Here is an 18,157-nt window from a genome sequence, read left to right as displayed (position 1 = left end):
GATTTACCGGTGCTAACCAGAACTGCCTGCTCAAAGAAGCAAGACGCCCGGCACTTAACAACAACAGTCAGGGTGAAGCCTATGAACATCAGTCGACTCGCTCGTTTGACCTTCTGGTTACCCATCGCGCTATCAGTCCACAGCGCATGGGCCGCCGACCCCGCCGAAGTCGATCCTCCCGTGCCGGAGGTTCCCTCGCTGCAATCGTTGCGCGGAATGGTGCCCCCTGATCCGTCCGGGACCGAAGGCGGACGCAAGGTCGACCTGATGACCGACTACGTGCTCAATCGCCAGGCTGCGATCCTGCTGGGCAAGGCGCTCTTCTGGGACATGGAGATCGGCAGCGATGGCTCCACGGCCTGCGCGTCCTGCCACTACCACGCTGGCGTGGATCACCGCATCACCAACCAACTCAACCCCGGCCAGGCGCACACCAACGCCAACGTCGCGTCGATCTTCAACAAACCGTTTGTGGCGTCGGACATTCCCGGTGACGTGGCGTCCTACGCGACATTGTCCGGTGGCAAGGGCGGCCCGAACTACACGCTGAAGAAAACCGACTTCCCCACCCACGTGCTGAGCAATCCGCTGGAGCGCAACTCGCCCATCGTGTACTCGACGGACGATGTGGTCGGCTCGCAAGGCGTGTTTGACGCCAACTTCGTCAAGCCCAATCAGCCGCGTTTCGATAAATGTACCCAGCAGCCGGACGGCCTGTTTCAGGTCGGCGGCATCAACGTTCGCCGCAGCACCGGACGCAACGCGCCGTCGGTAATCAACGCCGCGTTCAACGTGCGCAACTTCTGGGACGGTCGGGCCAACAACGTGTTCAACGGCTTCTCGCCGTTCGGTAATCGCGATCCGGATGCCGGGATCTACGTGACCAGCGAACGCAGCACAGTCGCGACCAAAGTGCGGCTGGCGCTCAACGATGCGTCTGCCGCCTCGCAAGCCGTCGGCCCGCCCGGCAGTCCGGTGGAAATGTCCTGCGGTGGCCGTACGTTTGCCGACATTGGCCGCAGGATGCTCGACACGTTGATGCTCAAGCAGCAGCGGATTTCGTCCACCGACTCGGTGCTGGCTCCAGTGTCCGGCGCACGGCGTCCGACCTATCGCGAGCTGATCAAGAACGCCTTCCAGCCCCGGCTGTGGAACGCCACGCAAAACGTTCTGGTGGGAGGTGCGCCGTACACCCAGATGGAGGCCAATTTCCCGCTGTTCTTCGGCCTGGCGATCCAGATGTATGAGGCCACGCTGGTGTCCGATCAGGCGCCGATCGATGCCTATTTGCAAGGCGATCACACGGCAATGAACGCGCAACAGGTGGAGGGCATGAACCTGTTTCTCGGCAAGGGCAAATGCGTCAATTGCCACGGCGGTCCGGAGCTGACCAACGCCGCCAGCCGCCTGCTGATGCATCCGCGTGAACGCATCGAGCGCATGGTAATGGCCGACAACCTGACCACTCTTTACGACAACGGCTTCTACAACACCGGTGTGCGCCCGACCTCGGAAGACCTGGCCCTCGGCGGCGCGGATGCTTGGGGCAATCCATGGTCGTTCACCCGGCAGTACAACAGTGTGTTGCAGGGCGGCCGCTCGGTCGATCCGCTGGATGTCGATGTCTGCACGTTCGAAGCGCCGTTGAGTGCGGCGATTCCATGCGATGCCACGCTCAAGCCGAACGTCGGTTTCCGCGATTCGGTCGACGGCGCGTTCAAGACCCCGACCCTGCGCAACATCGCCCTGACCGGCCCGTACTTCCACAACGGCAGCCGCTCGACGCTCAAACAGGTGATGGAGTTCTACAACCGTGGCGGTGACCGGCGCGGCGAAGACGCCAACAACACCAGCGGTTTCGAGCATCCGGCGGTGAATCAGCACAACACCTCCAATCTCGACCCGGACATGACAGCGCTGAACCTGACGCCCGATGAAATCGACGCGTTGGTGAAATTCATGGAGGTCGGCCTGACCGATCCGCGCGTGGCGTGGGAGCGCGCACCGTTCGATCATCCGTCGCTGGTGATTCCGCAGGGCCACATCGGCGATGAAAACGCCGTGACCCAGCGTCCGGCCAGTCCGAAAGTCACGACCCGTCAGGCGATGGACGCATCGCTCTATCTCAAGCCTTACGGTGCTGAAGGCCGGCCGGCGGCGGAGGGGGCGTTGCAGCCGTTCTACAACGATCTCTGAGCAGAAAAACACACCATGGCCATCAAGAATGATGGCCATGGTGGCCGTCTAGCAGCCATTGCGCAAAAAACCTTACTAAATCCCTCAGTAACTTCAGATTTCGGCCGTTAAAGAGACAGCCTGTGATCTGGATCACATTATGTGTGCTTAACTGGCCACATTGCAGGCACAATGCCATCTCTTTGCCATGACGGGTCGGAGCTTTTACCCTTGCCGCGTTCTTCCGCTGTACGTTTCAGTCATTTCCTGCCTTCACTGCTGTTGTTGCTCGCGGGGTTGGCGGCTGCGTACGTCAAAGACCTCAACGTGTTCTTCACCTCGCTGTTTAACGTATTGCCAACCTTGGTGCTGCTGTTGGGCGGTTCGTACTGTGCGGTTTACCGACGCCAGCGCGAGCTGTTTCTGATGGTCACGGTGTACATCGCCTACTTCCTGCTCGATACCCAGACCGACTATTACCGCGACAACGGCAAGGTGCGCGAAGACGCGGCTGTGGTGTTCCATCTGGTCTGTCTGCTGTTGCCCTTGCTGTTCGGTCTGTTCGCCGCGTGGCAGGAACGCACGCACCTGTTTCAGGACATGGTCGCGCGCTTTGCCGTGCTGCTGGCCTTTGGCAGCGTGGCGCTGGGGCTTGAGCAAAGCTACCCGCAGGCCTTGCTGATGTGGCTTTCCGAGATCCGTTGGCCAGCGCTGCACGGCGCGTGGATGAGCCTGATCCAGTTGTCGTATCCGGTGTTCATCTCGGCGTTTCTGCTTCTGGCCTGGCAATACTGGCGCAACCCGCGTCCGCTGCACGCGGCGCAACTGGTGGGGTTGCTCGGGGTGTTCTGGATGCTGCCGAAAACCTTCATCCTGCCATTCACCCTGAACATCATGTGCAGCCAGGTGATGCTGATGATTGCTGCAGCGGTAGCGCACGAGGCGTACCAAATGGCCTTCCGCGACGAGCTCACCGGCCTGCCCGGCCGCCGCGCACTAAACGAGCGCATGCAGCGTCTGGGTCGCAACTATGTGCTGGCGATGAGCGACGTCGATCACTTCAAGAAATTCAACGACACCCACGGCCACGACGTTGGGGATCAGGTCTTGCGTCTGGTCGCCAGCAAGCTGTCCAAAATCAGCGGCGGCGGTAGGGCATATCGCTATGGCGGTGAGGAATTCGCCCTGGTGTTTGCGGGTAAGACTCTTGAAGAGTGCATGCCGCACCTGGAAGTCATTCGCGAGTCGATTGCGTCCTACAACATTCAGCTGCGTAATCAGGAAAGCCGCCCGCAGGATGATCAGCAGGGCCGCCAGCGGCGTTCGGGTTCGGGCGCGTCCAGCGTGTCGGTCACGGTCAGCATCGGCGTGGCCGAACGTCTGGAACAGCGCACTCCGGAAGAGGTACTGAAATCCGCCGACCAGGCGCTCTACAGCGCCAAGGGCGCAGGCCGTAACTGCGTGATGGCGTTCGGGCAGAACCGCCGTGGCGCGGTGCGCATGGACAGCGCCGCAGGTTGAGTGATGACGGCGCATTCAGCGTCTGGACAGTGATTGTGGGGCAGGGTGGCCGGCAGTAGGTTGAAGCAATCTGCTGAAGGAGAAGCCACCATGCCCGAGTACAAAGCTCCCTTGCGCGACATGCGCTTTCTGATCGACCACGTCTTTGACTTCCACACTCAGTACGCGGCCCTCGGCGCCCACGACGCCAGCCCGGACATGATCAACGCGATCCTCGACGAGGGCGCGAAGTTCTGTGAGAACGTGCTGGCACCGCTCAATCGCAGCGGCGACGAAGAGGGCTGCCATTTCGACAATGGCGTGGTGACAACGCCTACAGGCTTCAAGCAAGCCTTCGCACAATACGTGGAAGGAGGCTGGCACGGTCTGGCGGCAGATCCGGCTTACGGCGGCCAGGGCCTGCCGAGTTCGCTGGGGCTGGTGATCAGCGAAATGGTCGCCTCCAGCAACACCTCGTGGGGCATGTACCCGGGCCTGACCCACGGCGCCATGTCGGCGATCCATGCCCACGGCACCGAGGAACAGAAAAACACCTATCTGCGCAAACTCACCGCCGGCCAGTGGACCGGCACCATGTGCCTGACCGAAGCCCATTGCGGCACCGACCTGGGCATCATCAAGACCCGCGCGGTGCCTCAGGCCGACGGCAGTTATGCAGTGACCGGCAGCAAGATTTTCATCTCCGCCGGCGAGCACGACATGAGCGACAACATCATTCATCTGGTGCTGGCCAAACTGCCGGACGCACCGGCCGGGACCAAAGGGATTTCGCTGTTCATCGTGCCGAAATTTCTCCCGGACGCATCCGGTGAGGCGGGCGAGCGCAACGGCGTTTCCTGCGGCTCGATCGAGCACAAGATGGGCATCAAGGCCTCGGCCACCTGCGTGCTGAACTTTGACGACGCCAAAGGCTTCCTGATCGGCGAGCCGAACAAGGGCCTGAACTGCATGTTCACCATGATGAACCACGCGCGTCTCGGCACCGGAATGCAGGGCCTGTGTCTGGGCGAGGCAAGCTTCCAGGGCGCAATCAAATACGCCAACGATCGCTTGCAGATGCGTGCCCTGACCGGCGCCAAAGCTCCGGACAAACCCGCCGACCCGATCATCGTCCACCCGGACGTGCGACGCATGCTGCTGACCATGAAAGCCTTCAACGAAGGCAACCGCGCGCTGACCTATTTCACCGCGCAAATGCTCGATGTTGCGCACCTGAGCCCGGACGCCGAGGCGCGTCAGGAAGCCGAAGACCTGTTGGCGTTCCTGACGCCGATCTGCAAAGCGTTCATGACCGACACCGGCCTGGAGGTGACCAACCACGGCATGCAGGTGTTCGGCGGCCACGGATTTATCCGCGAGTGGGGCATGGAGCAACTGGTTCGCGATTGCCGGATCGCGCCGATCTACGAGGGCACCAACGGCATTCAGGCGCTGGATCTGCTCGGGCGCAAGGTGCTCGGCAGCCAGGGCAAGCTGCTGCGAAACTTCACCAAAATCGTCCACAAGTTCTGCGCGGCCAATGCCGGGCATGCGCAACTGGGTGAATTTGTCGCGCAGCTTGATGGCCTCAACCAGCAGTGGGGCGAGCTGACCATGAAGGTCGGTATGGCCGCGATGAAGAACCCGGATGAAGTCGGCGCCGCGTCGGTGGATTACCTGATGTACAGCGGTTACATCGTTCTCGGCTATCTGTGGCTGCGCATGGCGCTGGTCGCTCAGGCGCAGCTGGAGTCGGGCGAGGGTGATGGCGATTTCTGCCAGGGCAAACTGGCGACGTGCGAGTTTTACTTCAAGCGTCTGTTGCCGCGTACCGCTGCGCATCGTGCGGCGATCGAGGCGGGCAGCGATTGCCTGATGAAGCTGCCGGCCCAGTTGTTTGCGCTGTAACGCGCGCCTGTTAAACAAAAGAGCCCGCTGATTGCGGGCTTCTTTATGCTGGATGGCTGGTGACTAAAAATAACAAAACAGTCACTGCCTGACCCTATGTGTCACAAAAGTTGTTGGGTTACACTCCAGCTCAACGAAAACACCCTTCCACGAATCACCTGTTTAGATCTTTGCGAGGTTTGCCATGGCTGACTACAAAGCGCCGCTGCGCGATATGCGCTTCGTCCTCAATGAAGTGTTCGAAGTCGCCAAACTCTGGGCCGAACTGCCGGCGCTGGCTGAGACCGTGGACGCGGAAACCGTCGAAGCCATTCTCGAAGAAGCCGGCAAGGTCACCAGCAAAAGCATCGCGCCCCTGAGCCGTGCCGCCGACGAAGAAGGCTGTCACTGGGCCGACGGTGCCGTCACCACGCCGGCCGGTTTCCCACAGGCCTATCAGACTTACGCCGAAGGCGGCTGGGTCGGTGTTGGCGGTGATCCGGCTTACGGCGGCATGGGCATGCCAAAAGCCGTATCGGCCCAGGTCGAAGAGATGGTCAACTCCGCCAGCTTGGCCTTCGGTCTTTATCCGATGCTGACCGCCGGCGCCTGCCTGTCGATCAACGCTCACGCCAGCGAAGAGCTGAAAGCCGCTTACCTGCCGAACATGTACGCCGGTATCTGGGCCGGTTCCATGTGCCTGACCGAGCCGCACGCTGGCACCGACCTGGGCATCATCCGCACCAAGGCCGAGCCTCAGGCCGACGGCTCCTACAAGGTCAGCGGCACCAAGATCTTCATCACCGGTGGCGAGCACGACCTGACCGAAAACATCATTCACCTGGTGCTGGCCAAGCTGCCTGACGCACCGGCTGGGCCGAAGGGCATTTCGCTGTTCCTGGTGCCGAAGTTCATGGTCAATGCCGATGGCAGCCTGGGCGCACGCAACCCTGCGAATTGCGGTTCGATCGAACACAAGATGGGCATCCAGGCCTCGGCCACCTGTGTGATGAACTTCGACGAAGCGGTGGGTTATCTGGTCGGCGAGCCGAACAAGGGCCTGGCCGCGATGTTCACCATGATGAACTACGAGCGTCTGGGCGTCGGCATCCAGGGCCTGGCCACCGGCGAGCGCTCGTACCAGAACGCCATCGAATACGCCCGCGACCGCCTGCAGAGCCGTTCGCCGACCGGCGCGCAGAACAAAGACAAGGTGGCCGACCCGATCATCGTCCACCCGGACGTACGTCGCATGCTGCTGACCATGAAAGCCTCGAACGAAGGCGGCCGTGCGTTCTCCACCTACGTGGCGATGCAACTCGACACCGCCAAGTTCAGCGAAGACGCCGCGACCCGCAAGCGTGCGGAAGATCTGGTGGCCTTGCTGACACCTGTGGCCAAGGCGTTCCTGACCGATCTGGGTCTGGAAACCACCGTCCACGGCCAGCAGATTTTTGGCGGCCACGGCTACATTCGCGAGTGGGGTCAGGAGCAGCTGGTGCGCGACGTGCGCATCACCCAGATCTACGAAGGCACCAACGGCATTCAGGCGCTGGACCTGGTAGGTCGCAAGATCGTCGGCAGCGGCGGCGCGTTCTACAAGCTGTTCGCCGACGAGATCCGCCATTTCACCGCGACCGCCAGTGCCGATCTGGGCGAGTTCACCAAGCCGCTGAATGATGCTGTCGACACCCTCGACGAGCTGACCTCGTGGCTGCTGGACCGGGCGAAAACCAACCCGAACGAAATCGGTGCGGCATCGGTCGAGTATCTGCAAGCGTTCGGCTACACCGCTTACGCCTACATGTGGGCGCTGATGGCCAAGGCATCGCTGGGCAAAGAAGCGCAGGACGATTTCTACGCGAGCAAACTCGGCACGGCGCGGTTCTATTTCGCCCGTCTGCTGCCGCGGATTCACTCGTTGAGCGCGTCGGTCAAGGCCGGCAGCGAGTCGCTGTTCCTGCTGGACGCTGCGCAGTTCTGATGATGTAACGTCATGTAAGCGATCTCTTACATGACGTGCTGCTGTTCTCCCATAGGCGTAGATTGGATCCAGAGCTAATCTACTTTCCATGGACGTCGCGCAGGAAGCGCAAAGCAACAACACGGACACGTAGGATTCTGCCAGGGTGGCGGAGTGAAATGGATGTCAGGGAAACAGTCTGCAAAGCCCCGCTTCGGCGGGGTTTTCTTATTGCCCGCAGAAAAGTTTTCAGCTCAGCGCGTCCAGCGGTGGTGCACCTTTCAGCGGTTTGTCCTCACGCTGCATCACCTCTTCCAGCAACGTTCGCAGCAAGGCCAATGGCGCCTGCTGGCGCTGCACATCGCGACACACCAGCCCGACCTTCAACGGTACACGCGGCTCACTCAACGGTTTCCACAACAGATCCTGATCGTCGTACTCCTTTTGCGAACGACCGGGTAGCACCGTCGCCAGACGCGTATGCGGCAGGCTGTCTAGAATCCCGACCATATTGTTCAATTCGGCCTGCACTTGCGGGCGTCGTCCGAGGCTGGCCAATTGCGCCTGCCAGATCTGACGGATCTGAAATTCTTCGCCCAATAGCAACATCGGCAATTCGGCCGCCTGACTCATCGAGACTTTCTTGAATTCCCGCAGCGGATGATCCGCCGGGATGACCAGCGTCAGTTCATCTTCGTACAGCATTACGCCGTGCAGCCCCGGCTGACGTGGCGGCAAATAGCTGATGCCGATATCCAGCGAGCCGTTGAGCAGTCGCCGCTCGATCTCAAGCCCCGTCAGTTCATAAATCTGCACCACCAGATGCGGCTGGGCCTTGCGCACCCGCTCGAGCATTTGCGGCACCAGGCTGGTGTGCACGGTCTGTAGCACGCCTATCGCCAATGTGCGCAGTGCCTGACCCTTGAAGTTGCCCAGCGCCTCACGCGCCCGCTGCATGCCGTCGAGCAGCGGCAGGGCGTGGTTGTACAAGGTATGGGCGGCGAGGGTCGGCAACAGGCGTTTGCTGCTGCGTTCGAACAGGGTGACGTCGAGGTTTTGTTCCAGGTGGCGAATCTGCTGGGACAGCGCGGGCTGAGAGATCGACAGGCGCTCGGCGGCGCGTCCGACATGCCCTTCTTCGTAGACCGCGACGAAATAACGCAGTTGTTTGAAATCCATAAGTAACACTTATCGAAAATGCTGAGAAATCGAAATGGCTCGACGCCGTGAACCGGCCTAGTCTAACCGCATTCACAAGGCTTACAGGGCCGGAAAGCGCCATGACCAGCGTTTGTTTCGAAAGTCTTTACATAGGCAGTTCAAAAAACCTCGATCGAGGTTTTTTTCAATGAATCTGTTCAGTTTGCGGCGCCAGACGCCGAGCCTCGATGACCTGGCTTTTGAAACCCAAGAATCGGACGCCACTGATGGCCTGAATGCCGAGCGTCTGATGCCCAGCGTCGAGCGCCCGCGGCAGGTATTCGTTCGCGGCCAAGGCTCCTGGCTATGGGACAGCAATGACCGCGCCTACCTGGACTTTTCCCAGGCCGGCGGCGCCAACAGCCTTGGCCACAGCCCTTCGGCGCTGGTCAAGGCCATCGCCAGCCAGGCCCAGGCCCTGATCAATCCCGGCTTCAATCTGCACAACCGTGGCATGCTCAGCCTTGCCGAGCGCCTGTGTGCCAGCACTGCCAGCGATCAGGCGTACCTGCTCAACAGCGGCAGTGAGGCCTGTGAAGCGGCGATCAAACTGGCGCGCAAATGGGGTCAACTGCATCGCGGTGGCGCTTCGCGGATCATTGTCGCCAGACAAGGCTGCCACGGACGTAGTCTGGCGACGATTTCGGCGTCGGACAGTTGCAACCTGCACAACCGCTTCGCGCCATTGCTGCCGGGGTTCGATCTGGTGCCGTTTAACGACCTGCCGGCGTTGCATGCAGCGGTCGACGCACAAACCGTGGCGATCATGCTCGAACCGATCCAGAGCGATGCCGGAGTAATCCCTGCGACCGAGCATTACCTCAAGGGTGTCGAACGTCTGTGCCGTGAGCTGGGGATTCTGCTGATTCTCGATGAGGTGCAGACCGGCATCGGCCGCTGCGGCACCTTGCTCGCCGAACAGTCCTACGGAGTGCGCGCCGATATCGTCGTGCTCGGCAAAGGCCTCGGCGGCGGTGTTCCACTGGCGGCGCTGCTGGCGCGAGGCAAGGCCTGCTGTTTCGAACCTGGGGAATTGGGCGGTACGCATCATGGCAACGCACTGATGACCGCCGCCGGCCTGGTGGTGCTCGACAGCGTGCAGGACCGCGCCTTCCTCGAACAGATCCGGGACAACGGCCAGCATCTGCGCGAAGGGCTCGCCCGTCTGGCCCATCGTTATGAACATGGCGAGTTGCGCGGGCAAGGGCTGTTCTGGGGACTGACCCTGTCGGAAGACTCCGCCGAGGCCGTCGTCAAAGCCGCACTTCACGAAGGTTTGCTGCTCAACGCCCCGCAAGCCAACTGCCTGCGTTTCACCCCGGCGCTCAACGTCAGCAAGGCCAACATCGACGAAATGCTCCTGCGTCTGGCCCGCGCCTTCTCCCGGGTACGCACCGCGCAGCTGCAATGCCGCAAAGGGATTGCCGTCTGAGCTGAAGTTTCCCACCCGAATTCAAGAACCGTCTCGCGGTATAACGCACGCCCCACGCCTGATTCTTTTGGCGTGGGGCGTTTTTTTGTGGCCGGGTAATGGCAATCAGATGGCGAGATTGCGGTTTGCACTGAACCCTGACAAACGGCACAGGTCGATTAGCTTGTATGGCTCAGGTGAGCCAACCCCCAATCAGGAGCTGCCCCATGGACTTTATCCGCATCATCATCGCCATTCTGTTGCCGCCACTGGGTGTGTTTCTGCAGGTCGGGTTCGGCGGCGCGTTCTGGCTGAACATTCTGCTGACGTTGTGCGGTTACATCCCGGGAATCGTGCACGCGGTGTACATCATCGCCAAGCGCTGAGTCTCAATCCGTCAGGCCCATCACTCGCTGGTAGAACCGCCATTCCTGCTCCAGCGCATGGGCCTGATTGGCGGCCCGGCGGAAGCCGTGGCGTTCGTCGGCGTAGTAATGCGCCTCGACCTCAATGCCGTTTTGCTCCAGGGCCGCGACCATGTCGCGGGTCTGTTGCGGTACGACCACGGCGTCCAGCTCACCTTGAAAGAAGATCACCGGTACGCGGATGTTGCCTGCATGCAGCAACGGCGTGCGGGCGGCGTAGCGGTCGGCGTCCTTCTCTGGATCGCCGATCAGCCAATCCAGGTAATCGCCTTCGAATTTGTGCGTAGCACGGGCCAGGGCCACCGGGTCGCTGACACCGTAAAGACTGGCGCCAGCGCGGAATACCTGATGGAACGCCAGTGCGCACAGCGTCGTGTAACCGCCGGCGCTGCCGCCACGGACAAACGCACGGTCGCCATCGATCATGCCGCGTTCGGCCAGATAGGCCACCACTGCGCAAGCATCCTCTACATCCACCACTCCCCAACTCAGATGCAGGGCCTGTCGATACTCTCGGCCATAGCCGCTGCTGCCTCGGTAGTTGAGATCGGCGACGGCGAACCCGCGTTGTGTCCAGTACTGAATGCGCGGGTCGAGCATCGGGTAGCAGGCCGACGTCGGGCCACCGTGGATGAACACCACCAGCGGCGGTTTCGCATCGCCATTCGTGGCCGGGTAAAAGAATCCGTGTGCTTCACCCGAACCGCTGGGGTAGCGCAGGGTTTGCGGGCGGCTGATGCGCTCGGCGGGCAGCGGTGCGACACCGCCGGCCAGGACATTCACTTCACGCGATTTGCGATCAATGGCGATCACCGCTGAAGGGCTGATCGGTGAGGCGGCAATGCAGTAAATGAACTGATCATCGACAGCCAGATGACGGAAGCGGCTGTAATCACCGGTGAAGTCTTCGCCGTTGAGCGCCAGACGACCGAAACCGCCTTCGCTCCAGCTCGCCAAGAAACCTTCGTCGGTGGGCAGCCAGGTGCAGCCGCCAAGTTGCCATGGGGCTGGAGCGTGATCGGCTTCGGCGCTGGCTAACGGTTGCAAGCCGTTTGCCGATTCGACCCACGGTTGCCAATAACCAGCACGATCGGTCAGACAGCCCAGTCGGCCATCGGCATCGAAACGCGGTTGCTGGATCGACTCTTCAAGGGTTTCACCCGCCACACAGTGTGGGACGGAAATCCCGTTATCCGAGCGCTCGGCGAGCATCAGTCGTGTGGATGTCCACGGCTGATGCGGACGGCTCCACTCGATCCACGTCAGGCGCTGGCCGTCCGGACTGATGATCGGCGACGCGTAAAAATCCGCGCCTTCAACCAGCATTTGGCGGTCGCCATTCGCCAGATCGATAGCCACCAGACGATGGCGATCACCGTTCTCTTCAACGGCCAGCACCTGCCCGTCGGCGTAGTTCAGATCGCCATAGCGACACTCGCCAGACGACAATGCCACGGGCTCGCCATTCAGCGTCTGGCGATACAGCTGCTGATCCGCCTCGTTGACAAAAACCACCCCGTCAGGCGTCAGGCAAAACGCCCCACCGCCATATTCGTACACCCGGCTGCGCACGCTGAAACCCGCAGGTGTCAGACATTTCGCCACGCCATCGCACCAATGCCAGATCCGGCAGGCGGCGTCTGTCGGGCGATATTCATTCCAGAACAAACCCTGGGCGCCGAGCTGCAATTCGGCGAAGTCCACGCCGGCGGCAACCGCGGCGGTGGCGCTGAAAGGCTCAGCCTTTGGCGATGAGGCGCGAGTTTCGTTCATTGCGAAAGGCCAGTTGTTCGATGGTCTGGGTGGCGTGCTCGGCTTCTTCGCGGGCCTTGAGGATCACGCCGTGATGATCGGACTTGCTGCACACCGGGTCGGCATTGCTCGCGTCGCCCGTGAGCATGAAGGCCTGGCAACGGCAGCCGCCAAAATCCTGTTCTTTTTCGTCGCAGGAGCGGCACGGCTCGGGCATCCAGTCATAACCGCGAAAGCGGTTGAAGCCGAACGAGTCGTACCAGATGTGCTGCATGCTGTGGTCGCGCACATTGGGAAATTGTACCGGCAGCTGTCGGGCGCCATGACAGGGCAGGGCGGTGCCGTCCGGGGTGACTGTCAGAAACAGGCTGCCCCAGCCATTCATGCAGGCTTTCGGGCGTTCTTCGTAATAGTCCGGGGTGACGAAAATCAGCTTGCACGGATGCCCTTCGGCTTCCAGCTTGGCGCGGTATTCGTTGGTGATGCGTTCGGCGCGAACCAGTTGTTCCTTGGTCGGCAACAGGCCGACACGATTGAGCTGCGCCCAACCGTAGAACTGGCAGGTGGCGAGTTCTACGAAGTCGGCCTCCAGCGCGATGCACAGCTCGATGATGCGGTCGATCTTGTCGATGTTGTGCCGATGGGTGACGAAGTTCAGCACCATCGGATAGCCGTGGGCCTTTACGGCGCGAGCCATTTCCAGTTTCTGCGCGAAGGCCTTTGTCGAGCCGGCGAGCAGGTTATTCACTTGCTCGTCGCTGGCCTGGAAACTGATCTGGATGTGGTCGAGGCCAGCCTTCTTGAAGTCGCTGATCTTCTGTTCGGTCAGGCCGATGCCGGAGGTGATCAGGTTGGTGTAGAAACCCAACTGGCGCGCTTCGTGGATCAGCTCGGCAAGGTCCTGGCGTACCAGCGGTTCGCCACCTGAGAAGCCCAATTGCGCTGCGCCCATCTCCCGCGCTTCGCGGAACACCTTGATCCACTGCTCGGTGCTCAGTTCTTTGCCCTGCTCGGCGAAATCCAGCGGATTGGAGCAGTACGGGCATTGCAGCGGGCAACGGTAGGTCAGCTCGGCGAGCAGCCATAGCGGCAGGCCGACTTCCGGTTTGGCCGGGACTTGCACCGATGACTCAGGCAAGTTCGATCCAGTGTTGCGCACGGGCAACCTCCATGAATTGCTCGATGTCGTCACCGAGCTCGGGCACGCCGGGAAACTGTCTGTCGAGTTCGGCAATGATTGCCGCGACGTCCCGCTCACCGTCGATCAGGCCGCCGATCAGCGCGGCACTTTCATTGAGCTTGATCATGCCTTCCGGGTACAGCAGCACGTGGCCTTTCTGGGCCGGTTCGTACTGGAAACGGTAGCCGGGACGCCAGGTCGGGGTCTTGCTGCGGTCGAAACTCATAAGGCGATTCCTTTATGCCAGACCCGTTGATCGGTGACGCTGTGATACGGCGGGCGGTTCAGTTCGTAAGCCATGCTCATGGCATCGAGCATGCTCCAAAGAATGTCCAGTTTGAACTGGAGAATTTCCAGCATGCGCTCCTGACCTTCGCGGGTCCTGTAGTGCTCCAGCGTAATCGCCAGACCATGCTCGACATCGCGGCGGGCCTGACCGAGACGGGTGCGGAAATATTCGTAGCCGGCCGGGTCGATCCACGGGTAATGCTGCGGCCAACTGTCGAGACGCGACTGGTGGATCTGCGGCGCGAACAGTTCGGTCAAAGAGCTGCTGGCAGCTTCCTGCCAACTGGCGCGGCGGGCGAAGTTGACGTAGGCATCGACGGCGAAACGCACGCCGGGCAGCACCAGTTCCTGGGAGCGCAATTGATCCGGATCGAGACCGACGGCCTGGCCCAGACGCAGCCAGGCTTCGATGCCGCCGTCCTCACCGGGCGCGCCGTCGTGGTCGAGCAGGCGCTGAATCCATTCGCGGCGGATCTCGCGATCCGGGCAATTGGCGAGGATCGCCGCGTCTTTCAGGGGAATGTTCACCTGATAGTAGAAACGGTTGGCGACCCAGCCCTGAATCTGCTCGCGGGTGGCCCGGCCTTCATACATCGCCACGTGATACGGGTGATGAATGTGGTAATAGGCGCCCTTGGCGCGCAGGGCCGCTTCGAATTCGGCGGGGGACAGCGGGGTGTCGGTCATTGCGGTTCTCCGGGCCATTCGTTACAGGACGATGCTCATGCCGTCATACGCCACTTCAACATTGCGCCGCACCAGCTCCGCGCGCTCCGGCGAGTCCTCATCGAGAATCGGATTGGTGTTGTTGATGTGGATAAGCACCTTGCGCTGCTCGGGAAGCTGTTCCAGCACTTCGAGCATGCCGCCGGGGCCGTTCTGCGCCAGGTGGCCCATTTCGCGGCCGGTGCGTGTGCCGACGCCACGACGCTGCATTTCATCGTCATCCCACATCGTCCCGTCCACCAGCACGCAGTCGCTGCCGGCCATGATTTCCAGCAACGGCGCATCGACCTTGCCCAGGCCTGGCGCATAGAACAGTTTGCCGCCGGTGCTGAGGTCTTCGACGATCAGGCCGATGTTGTCGCCCGGGTGCGGGTCGAAGCGGTGCGGCGAGTAAGGCGGTGCGGCGCTGCGCAGAGGCAGCGGGGTGAAGCGCAGGTTCGGGCACGCGGCGACGGTGAAGCTCTGGTCGAGTTCGATGCGGTTCCAGTCCAGCCCGCCGTTCCAGTGCTTGAGCATGGTAAACAGCGGGAAACCGGTGCTCAGGTCTTCGTGGACCATGTCCGTGCACCAGACCTGATGCGGGCAGCCTTCGCGCAGGCTGAGCAGGCCGGTGGTGTGGTCGATCTGGCTGTCCATCAGAATGATCGCGCTGATGCCGGTATCACGCAGGGCACGGCCCGGCTGCATCGGGGCGAAGCTCTGAAGCTGCGCGCGGATGTCCGGCGAGGCGTTGCACAGCACCCAGTTCACGCCGTCATCGGAAATGGCGATGGACGATTGGGTGCGGGCCTTGGCATTCAGGCTGCCGTCGCGAAAGCCTGCGCAGTTGACGCAGTTGCAGTTCCACTGCGGAAAACCGCCACCGGCGGCCGAACCCAGAATCTGGACGAACATGAACGCTCCATCATTTCAACGCTGAAAATAAAACGCCCCGGCGAGCCGAGGCGTTGCACTGCAATGTTCTGCTTAAGGCAGGACTCAGCGGCTGGCGAAGTACATGGTGACTTCGAAGCCGATGCGCAGGTCGGTGTAAGCAGGTTTGGTCCAGGCCATCGGGTGACTCCTTTTTCAGGTGGGTGGGATAGCGCTATCCATAGGTATAGTCCACGGCAGCGCAGGGATGTTCCAAATAGTTAGGTGGCTATGTTACTCAAAATTTCAGGGGGTTTGCCCGTGAATCTTTGAGAAAGCTCCTTGCAGCCCCGGTAATGATCAATTTGCCGCTTGCCACGGTGCGCCCGGCGAAGGGCTGTTGGCCAGGACGTGCCAGCCGCCTTCGGCGCGGATTAAACAGTGTGCGGCGCCCAGCAATGCCTCGCGGTCAAGCTGACTTATGGCATTGCTCAGTTGAATCAGGTAATCCGACGAGTGGCCGGCGAGTTTTGCCTGCCACAGAAGTTCGGCAGCCTCCTTGCCGGACAGGATGCCGGCATCCAGGTGTACGGCGAGGATCTGGCGCTGCTCGACGAGGAAGGCATCGTCAATGTTTTCGACCAGCGCGGGGATGCCTTCGATGAACTGTTGAACGTGATCGAGCAGTTGCGCGGGAGTGGCGGTCGGCGATTGCACGCCGAACTGCCATCCACCTTGACCGTGTACCTGTCTGAAAGCACTGAACACCGCGTATCCCAGTTGCAATTCACCTCGTAGCAGCTGATAGAACGGCGTGTGGCACAGGTGCGCAAGGAAGCGCCACGCGGCTTCGCTGGGAATGTCCGGTCTGGCGGTCGGGCAGAACAGCAGTAATGCGTGTTCGCTGGAGGCGGTGTCGAACTGATCCCAGCGAAGTTGTGCGTGGAATGCCGGCAGGGTTGGTAATTCATTGGATGGCTTACCGGGAATGCGGCTCAGGGCCAGTCCCATGGCCGATTGGGTGTGGGCATCGAGACCCAGCGCCAGACCATCCCATCGGGAAGTTGTCCACAGCTGCTTGGCATCATCGGATTGCGCAACCACGGGCAGGCAACGCTCGGGCCATGCCTTGAGCAATTGACGGATCAGCATCGACGGCACTGGCGGCTCACCGCTTGGCGAGTCGGCATCGACCTGCGTCAGATATTTCAGCGCATGTTCCAGCACTACGGGCAGCGTGTCCTGCAGGCCGGTCAATTTCAGCAGCCACTGATTACCCCTAGTGCTGAAGGACAACTCCACCCCGGCCTGACGCGCGTCGTCAGACACCTCCCGCAGGCTGCGTTGCAGTTTCGCTTGCAGCTCGGCCGTGGCCGCCGCTTCCGTCTGCCAGCGCACATACACCGCACCTTCGTCACCGTTATCCGGCAGCGCCTGGCTGAATTGCATCGGCGAGCGTTCGCGACGGCTGCGCGAGCGATCCTGAGCAAACGTGCGCAGGCCTCGGTGGGCGCTGGTCTGGCCGCGGATCAGACCGGCGTTGGCCAGCGGCTCGGCTGCGCGCAGAAGCGGGTTGGCAGCGGGCAGATGCCAGTGACTGCTGAAGTTATCCACAGTGCCGATTTTGCCGAGAATTACTTTGAGCGCCATCACGGCCGAATCGGGCAGGCCGCTCTCGAGTTGTTCGCTGTCGAGTCGCGCCCGTTGCAGCGCGCCGCTGACCTGCTGCTGGCGCTGAAGCTGTGCCGAATATTCCTCCCGCAAAGTCGGCCAGTCCTGCTGGGCTGCGAAGAAGCTCAACCAGTCGAGAAACTGTGCGCGGATGGCGTCGAGTGGACCGGATGGCGTCGTGAATTGAAGGTGCAGCAAAGCTTGCTCGGCAAACTGATACAGGACACAGGCCTGCAAACCTTCCGCCAGACCCTGCTGCTGCAAATGGGCGAGCAAGCCACCGGGTTTGGCGCTGTTCAACCAGTGGCAGAGAAACGCCAGCGCTTCGGCTGACGACTCCGGTAACTCCTCCAACGCAAACAGCAGATTGCCGCGATGCTCGCCGGCCTGTTGATAACTCTCCTCAGCGTTGCCCATCAAGCGAACGGGGGCTGTCTGTGCAGTTTTATCCCCAGGCGTCAGCGTGGCGGCAAACTGTTCGGCCAGCGTGCGCAGCTCTTCAACACTCTGCGGCCCGACCAGGCTCAGGGTCATTTGCCCGGTGCGGTAGAACTGCTGGTGGAAGTCTTTCAATGCCTGTTGAAAGTCCGCTTGCTCCACCGGCAGGCTGTCGCGGTTTCCGGCGTGGAAACCGCGCAACGGATGTTCCGCTGACAACCCTTCGAACAGCGCTTCTTTCTGCTGAGCCGCAGCATCCTGCGTCCACGCGACAAACTCCGCCTGCAACACTTCCCGTTCCCGCAACTGATCGTCCGGATTCATACGCGGATGGGCGAGCATGTCTGACAGACGCTCCAGCCCGGCGCTGAACGACGCTGGCGGCAATTCAAAGAAGAAATCGGTGGTGCGCTCGCGGGTGCTGGCATTCACCTGGCCGCCGTGACCTTGCACGTAGGCCATCAGCCCTTGCTGTGCAGGAAATCGCTCGGTGCCGAGAAACAGCAGATGCTCAAGGAAGTGCGCCAGCCCCGGCCACGCCAACGGCACGTCATGACTGCCGGCAGCCACCCGCAACGCGGCGGCGTTGCGCTTCAGACCGGGCATGTGGCGCAGGGTCACGCGCAAGCCGTTGGCCAGGGTTTCGGTGTGGGGGCGGGGGTGAGTCGACGCAGGCATGGGCACTTCCA

14 protein-coding genes are annotated in these 18,157 nt (G+C 61.4%); 6 read left to right on the top strand and 8 right to left on the bottom strand.

What is annotated here, in order from left to right:
• Nucleotides 1-81: 81 nt before the first annotated feature.
• The 4 genes from PDR5_RS26300 to PDR5_RS26285 all read left to right on the top strand — a co-directional run bounded on the left by PDR5_RS26300 (nucleotide 82) and on the right by PDR5_RS26285 (nucleotide 7,546).
• The gene (locus PDR5_RS26300) at nucleotides 82-2,196 is read left to right on the top strand and encodes a cytochrome-c peroxidase (protein WP_064599880.1); all 2,115 of its coding nucleotides are present in this window, start codon (nucleotides 82-84) and stop codon (nucleotides 2,194-2,196) included.
• A 210-nt stretch (nucleotides 2,197-2,406) separates the two neighbouring features.
• Nucleotides 2,407-3,696: a GGDEF domain-containing protein gene (locus PDR5_RS26295; RefSeq protein ID WP_064380305.1), complete on the top strand. Its 1,290-nt coding sequence runs from the start codon at nucleotides 2,407-2,409 to the stop codon at nucleotides 3,694-3,696.
• Between the two features lie 90 nt (nucleotides 3,697-3,786).
• A complete protein-coding gene (locus tag PDR5_RS26290) occupies nucleotides 3,787-5,583 on the top strand; it encodes an acyl-CoA dehydrogenase C-terminal domain-containing protein (protein WP_064599878.1) in 1,797 nt (598 codons plus the stop codon).
• 184 nt (nucleotides 5,584-5,767) lie between these two features.
• Nucleotides 5,768-7,546, top strand: a complete 1,779-nt coding sequence (locus PDR5_RS26285; RefSeq protein WP_064599877.1) for an acyl-CoA dehydrogenase C-terminal domain-containing protein — start codon at nucleotides 5,768-5,770, stop codon at nucleotides 7,544-7,546.
• 228 nt (nucleotides 7,547-7,774) lie between these two features.
• Here the strand turns inward: PDR5_RS26285 and PDR5_RS26280 are convergent, their stop codons facing one another.
• Nucleotides 7,775-8,704, bottom strand: a complete 930-nt coding sequence (locus PDR5_RS26280) for a LysR family transcriptional regulator (protein ID WP_064380308.1) — start codon at nucleotides 8,702-8,704, stop codon at nucleotides 7,775-7,777.
• A gap of 169 nt (nucleotides 8,705-8,873) precedes the next feature.
• Between PDR5_RS26280 and PDR5_RS26275 the strand changes: the two genes are divergently transcribed.
• Both PDR5_RS26275 and PDR5_RS26270 read left to right on the top strand, forming a co-directional pair.
• Nucleotides 8,874-10,157 (top strand): aspartate aminotransferase family protein, encoded by a 1,284-nt coding sequence (locus tag PDR5_RS26275; RefSeq protein WP_064599875.1) that lies wholly within the window; start codon nucleotides 8,874-8,876, stop codon nucleotides 10,155-10,157.
• Nucleotides 10,158-10,363: 206 nt separating this feature from the next.
• Nucleotides 10,364-10,522, top strand: a complete 159-nt coding sequence (locus tag PDR5_RS26270; protein ID WP_003228885.1) for a YqaE/Pmp3 family membrane protein — start codon at nucleotides 10,364-10,366, stop codon at nucleotides 10,520-10,522.
• 3 nt (nucleotides 10,523-10,525) lie between these two features.
• On the opposite strand, the gene PDR5_RS26265 is transcribed toward PDR5_RS26270, so the two are convergent.
• From PDR5_RS26265 to pqqF, 7 genes are all read right to left on the bottom strand, one after another.
• A complete protein-coding gene (locus tag PDR5_RS26265) occupies nucleotides 10,526-12,334 on the bottom strand; it encodes an alpha/beta hydrolase family protein (protein ID WP_064599873.1) in 1,809 nt (602 codons plus the stop codon).
• Nucleotides 12,300-13,472, bottom strand: coding sequence for a pyrroloquinoline quinone biosynthesis protein PqqE (pqqE, locus tag PDR5_RS26260; RefSeq protein WP_064599871.1), 1,173 nt, complete (start codon nucleotides 13,470-13,472; stop codon nucleotides 12,300-12,302). Before pqqE ends, PDR5_RS26265 begins: the two co-directional genes overlap by 35 nt.
• Nucleotides 13,444-13,719, bottom strand: a complete 276-nt coding sequence (pqqD, locus tag PDR5_RS26255; protein ID WP_007959876.1) for a pyrroloquinoline quinone biosynthesis peptide chaperone PqqD — start codon at nucleotides 13,717-13,719, stop codon at nucleotides 13,444-13,446. Before pqqD ends, pqqE begins: the two co-directional genes overlap by 29 nt.
• A complete protein-coding gene (pqqC, locus tag PDR5_RS26250) occupies nucleotides 13,716-14,468 on the bottom strand; it encodes a pyrroloquinoline-quinone synthase PqqC (RefSeq protein ID WP_064599869.1) in 753 nt (250 codons plus the stop codon). Before pqqC ends, pqqD begins: the two co-directional genes overlap by 4 nt.
• 21 nt (nucleotides 14,469-14,489) lie before the next feature.
• Nucleotides 14,490-15,401, bottom strand: coding sequence for a pyrroloquinoline quinone biosynthesis protein PqqB (pqqB, locus tag PDR5_RS26245; RefSeq protein WP_064599867.1), 912 nt, complete (start codon nucleotides 15,399-15,401; stop codon nucleotides 14,490-14,492).
• Nucleotides 15,402-15,485: 84 nt separating this feature from the next.
• Complete coding sequence (gene pqqA, locus PDR5_RS29535; protein ID WP_003444522.1) at nucleotides 15,486-15,560, bottom strand: pyrroloquinoline quinone precursor peptide PqqA; 75 nt, start codon at nucleotides 15,558-15,560, stop codon at nucleotides 15,486-15,488.
• A gap of 159 nt (nucleotides 15,561-15,719) precedes the next feature.
• Nucleotides 15,720-18,146, bottom strand: coding sequence for a pyrroloquinoline quinone biosynthesis protein PqqF (pqqF, locus tag PDR5_RS26240; RefSeq protein ID WP_064599865.1), 2,427 nt, complete (start codon nucleotides 18,144-18,146; stop codon nucleotides 15,720-15,722).
• Nucleotides 18,147-18,157 lie beyond the last annotated feature (11 nt).

The sequence above is a fragment of the Pseudomonas sp. DR 5-09 genome, from assembly GCF_001655595.1.
Classification (GTDB): Bacteria; Pseudomonadota; Gammaproteobacteria; order Pseudomonadales; family Pseudomonadaceae; genus Aquipseudomonas; species Aquipseudomonas pharyngis.
The sequence above is the reverse complement of the archived record's forward strand: the minus strand, read 5'-3'. Positions and strand labels throughout refer to the sequence as shown.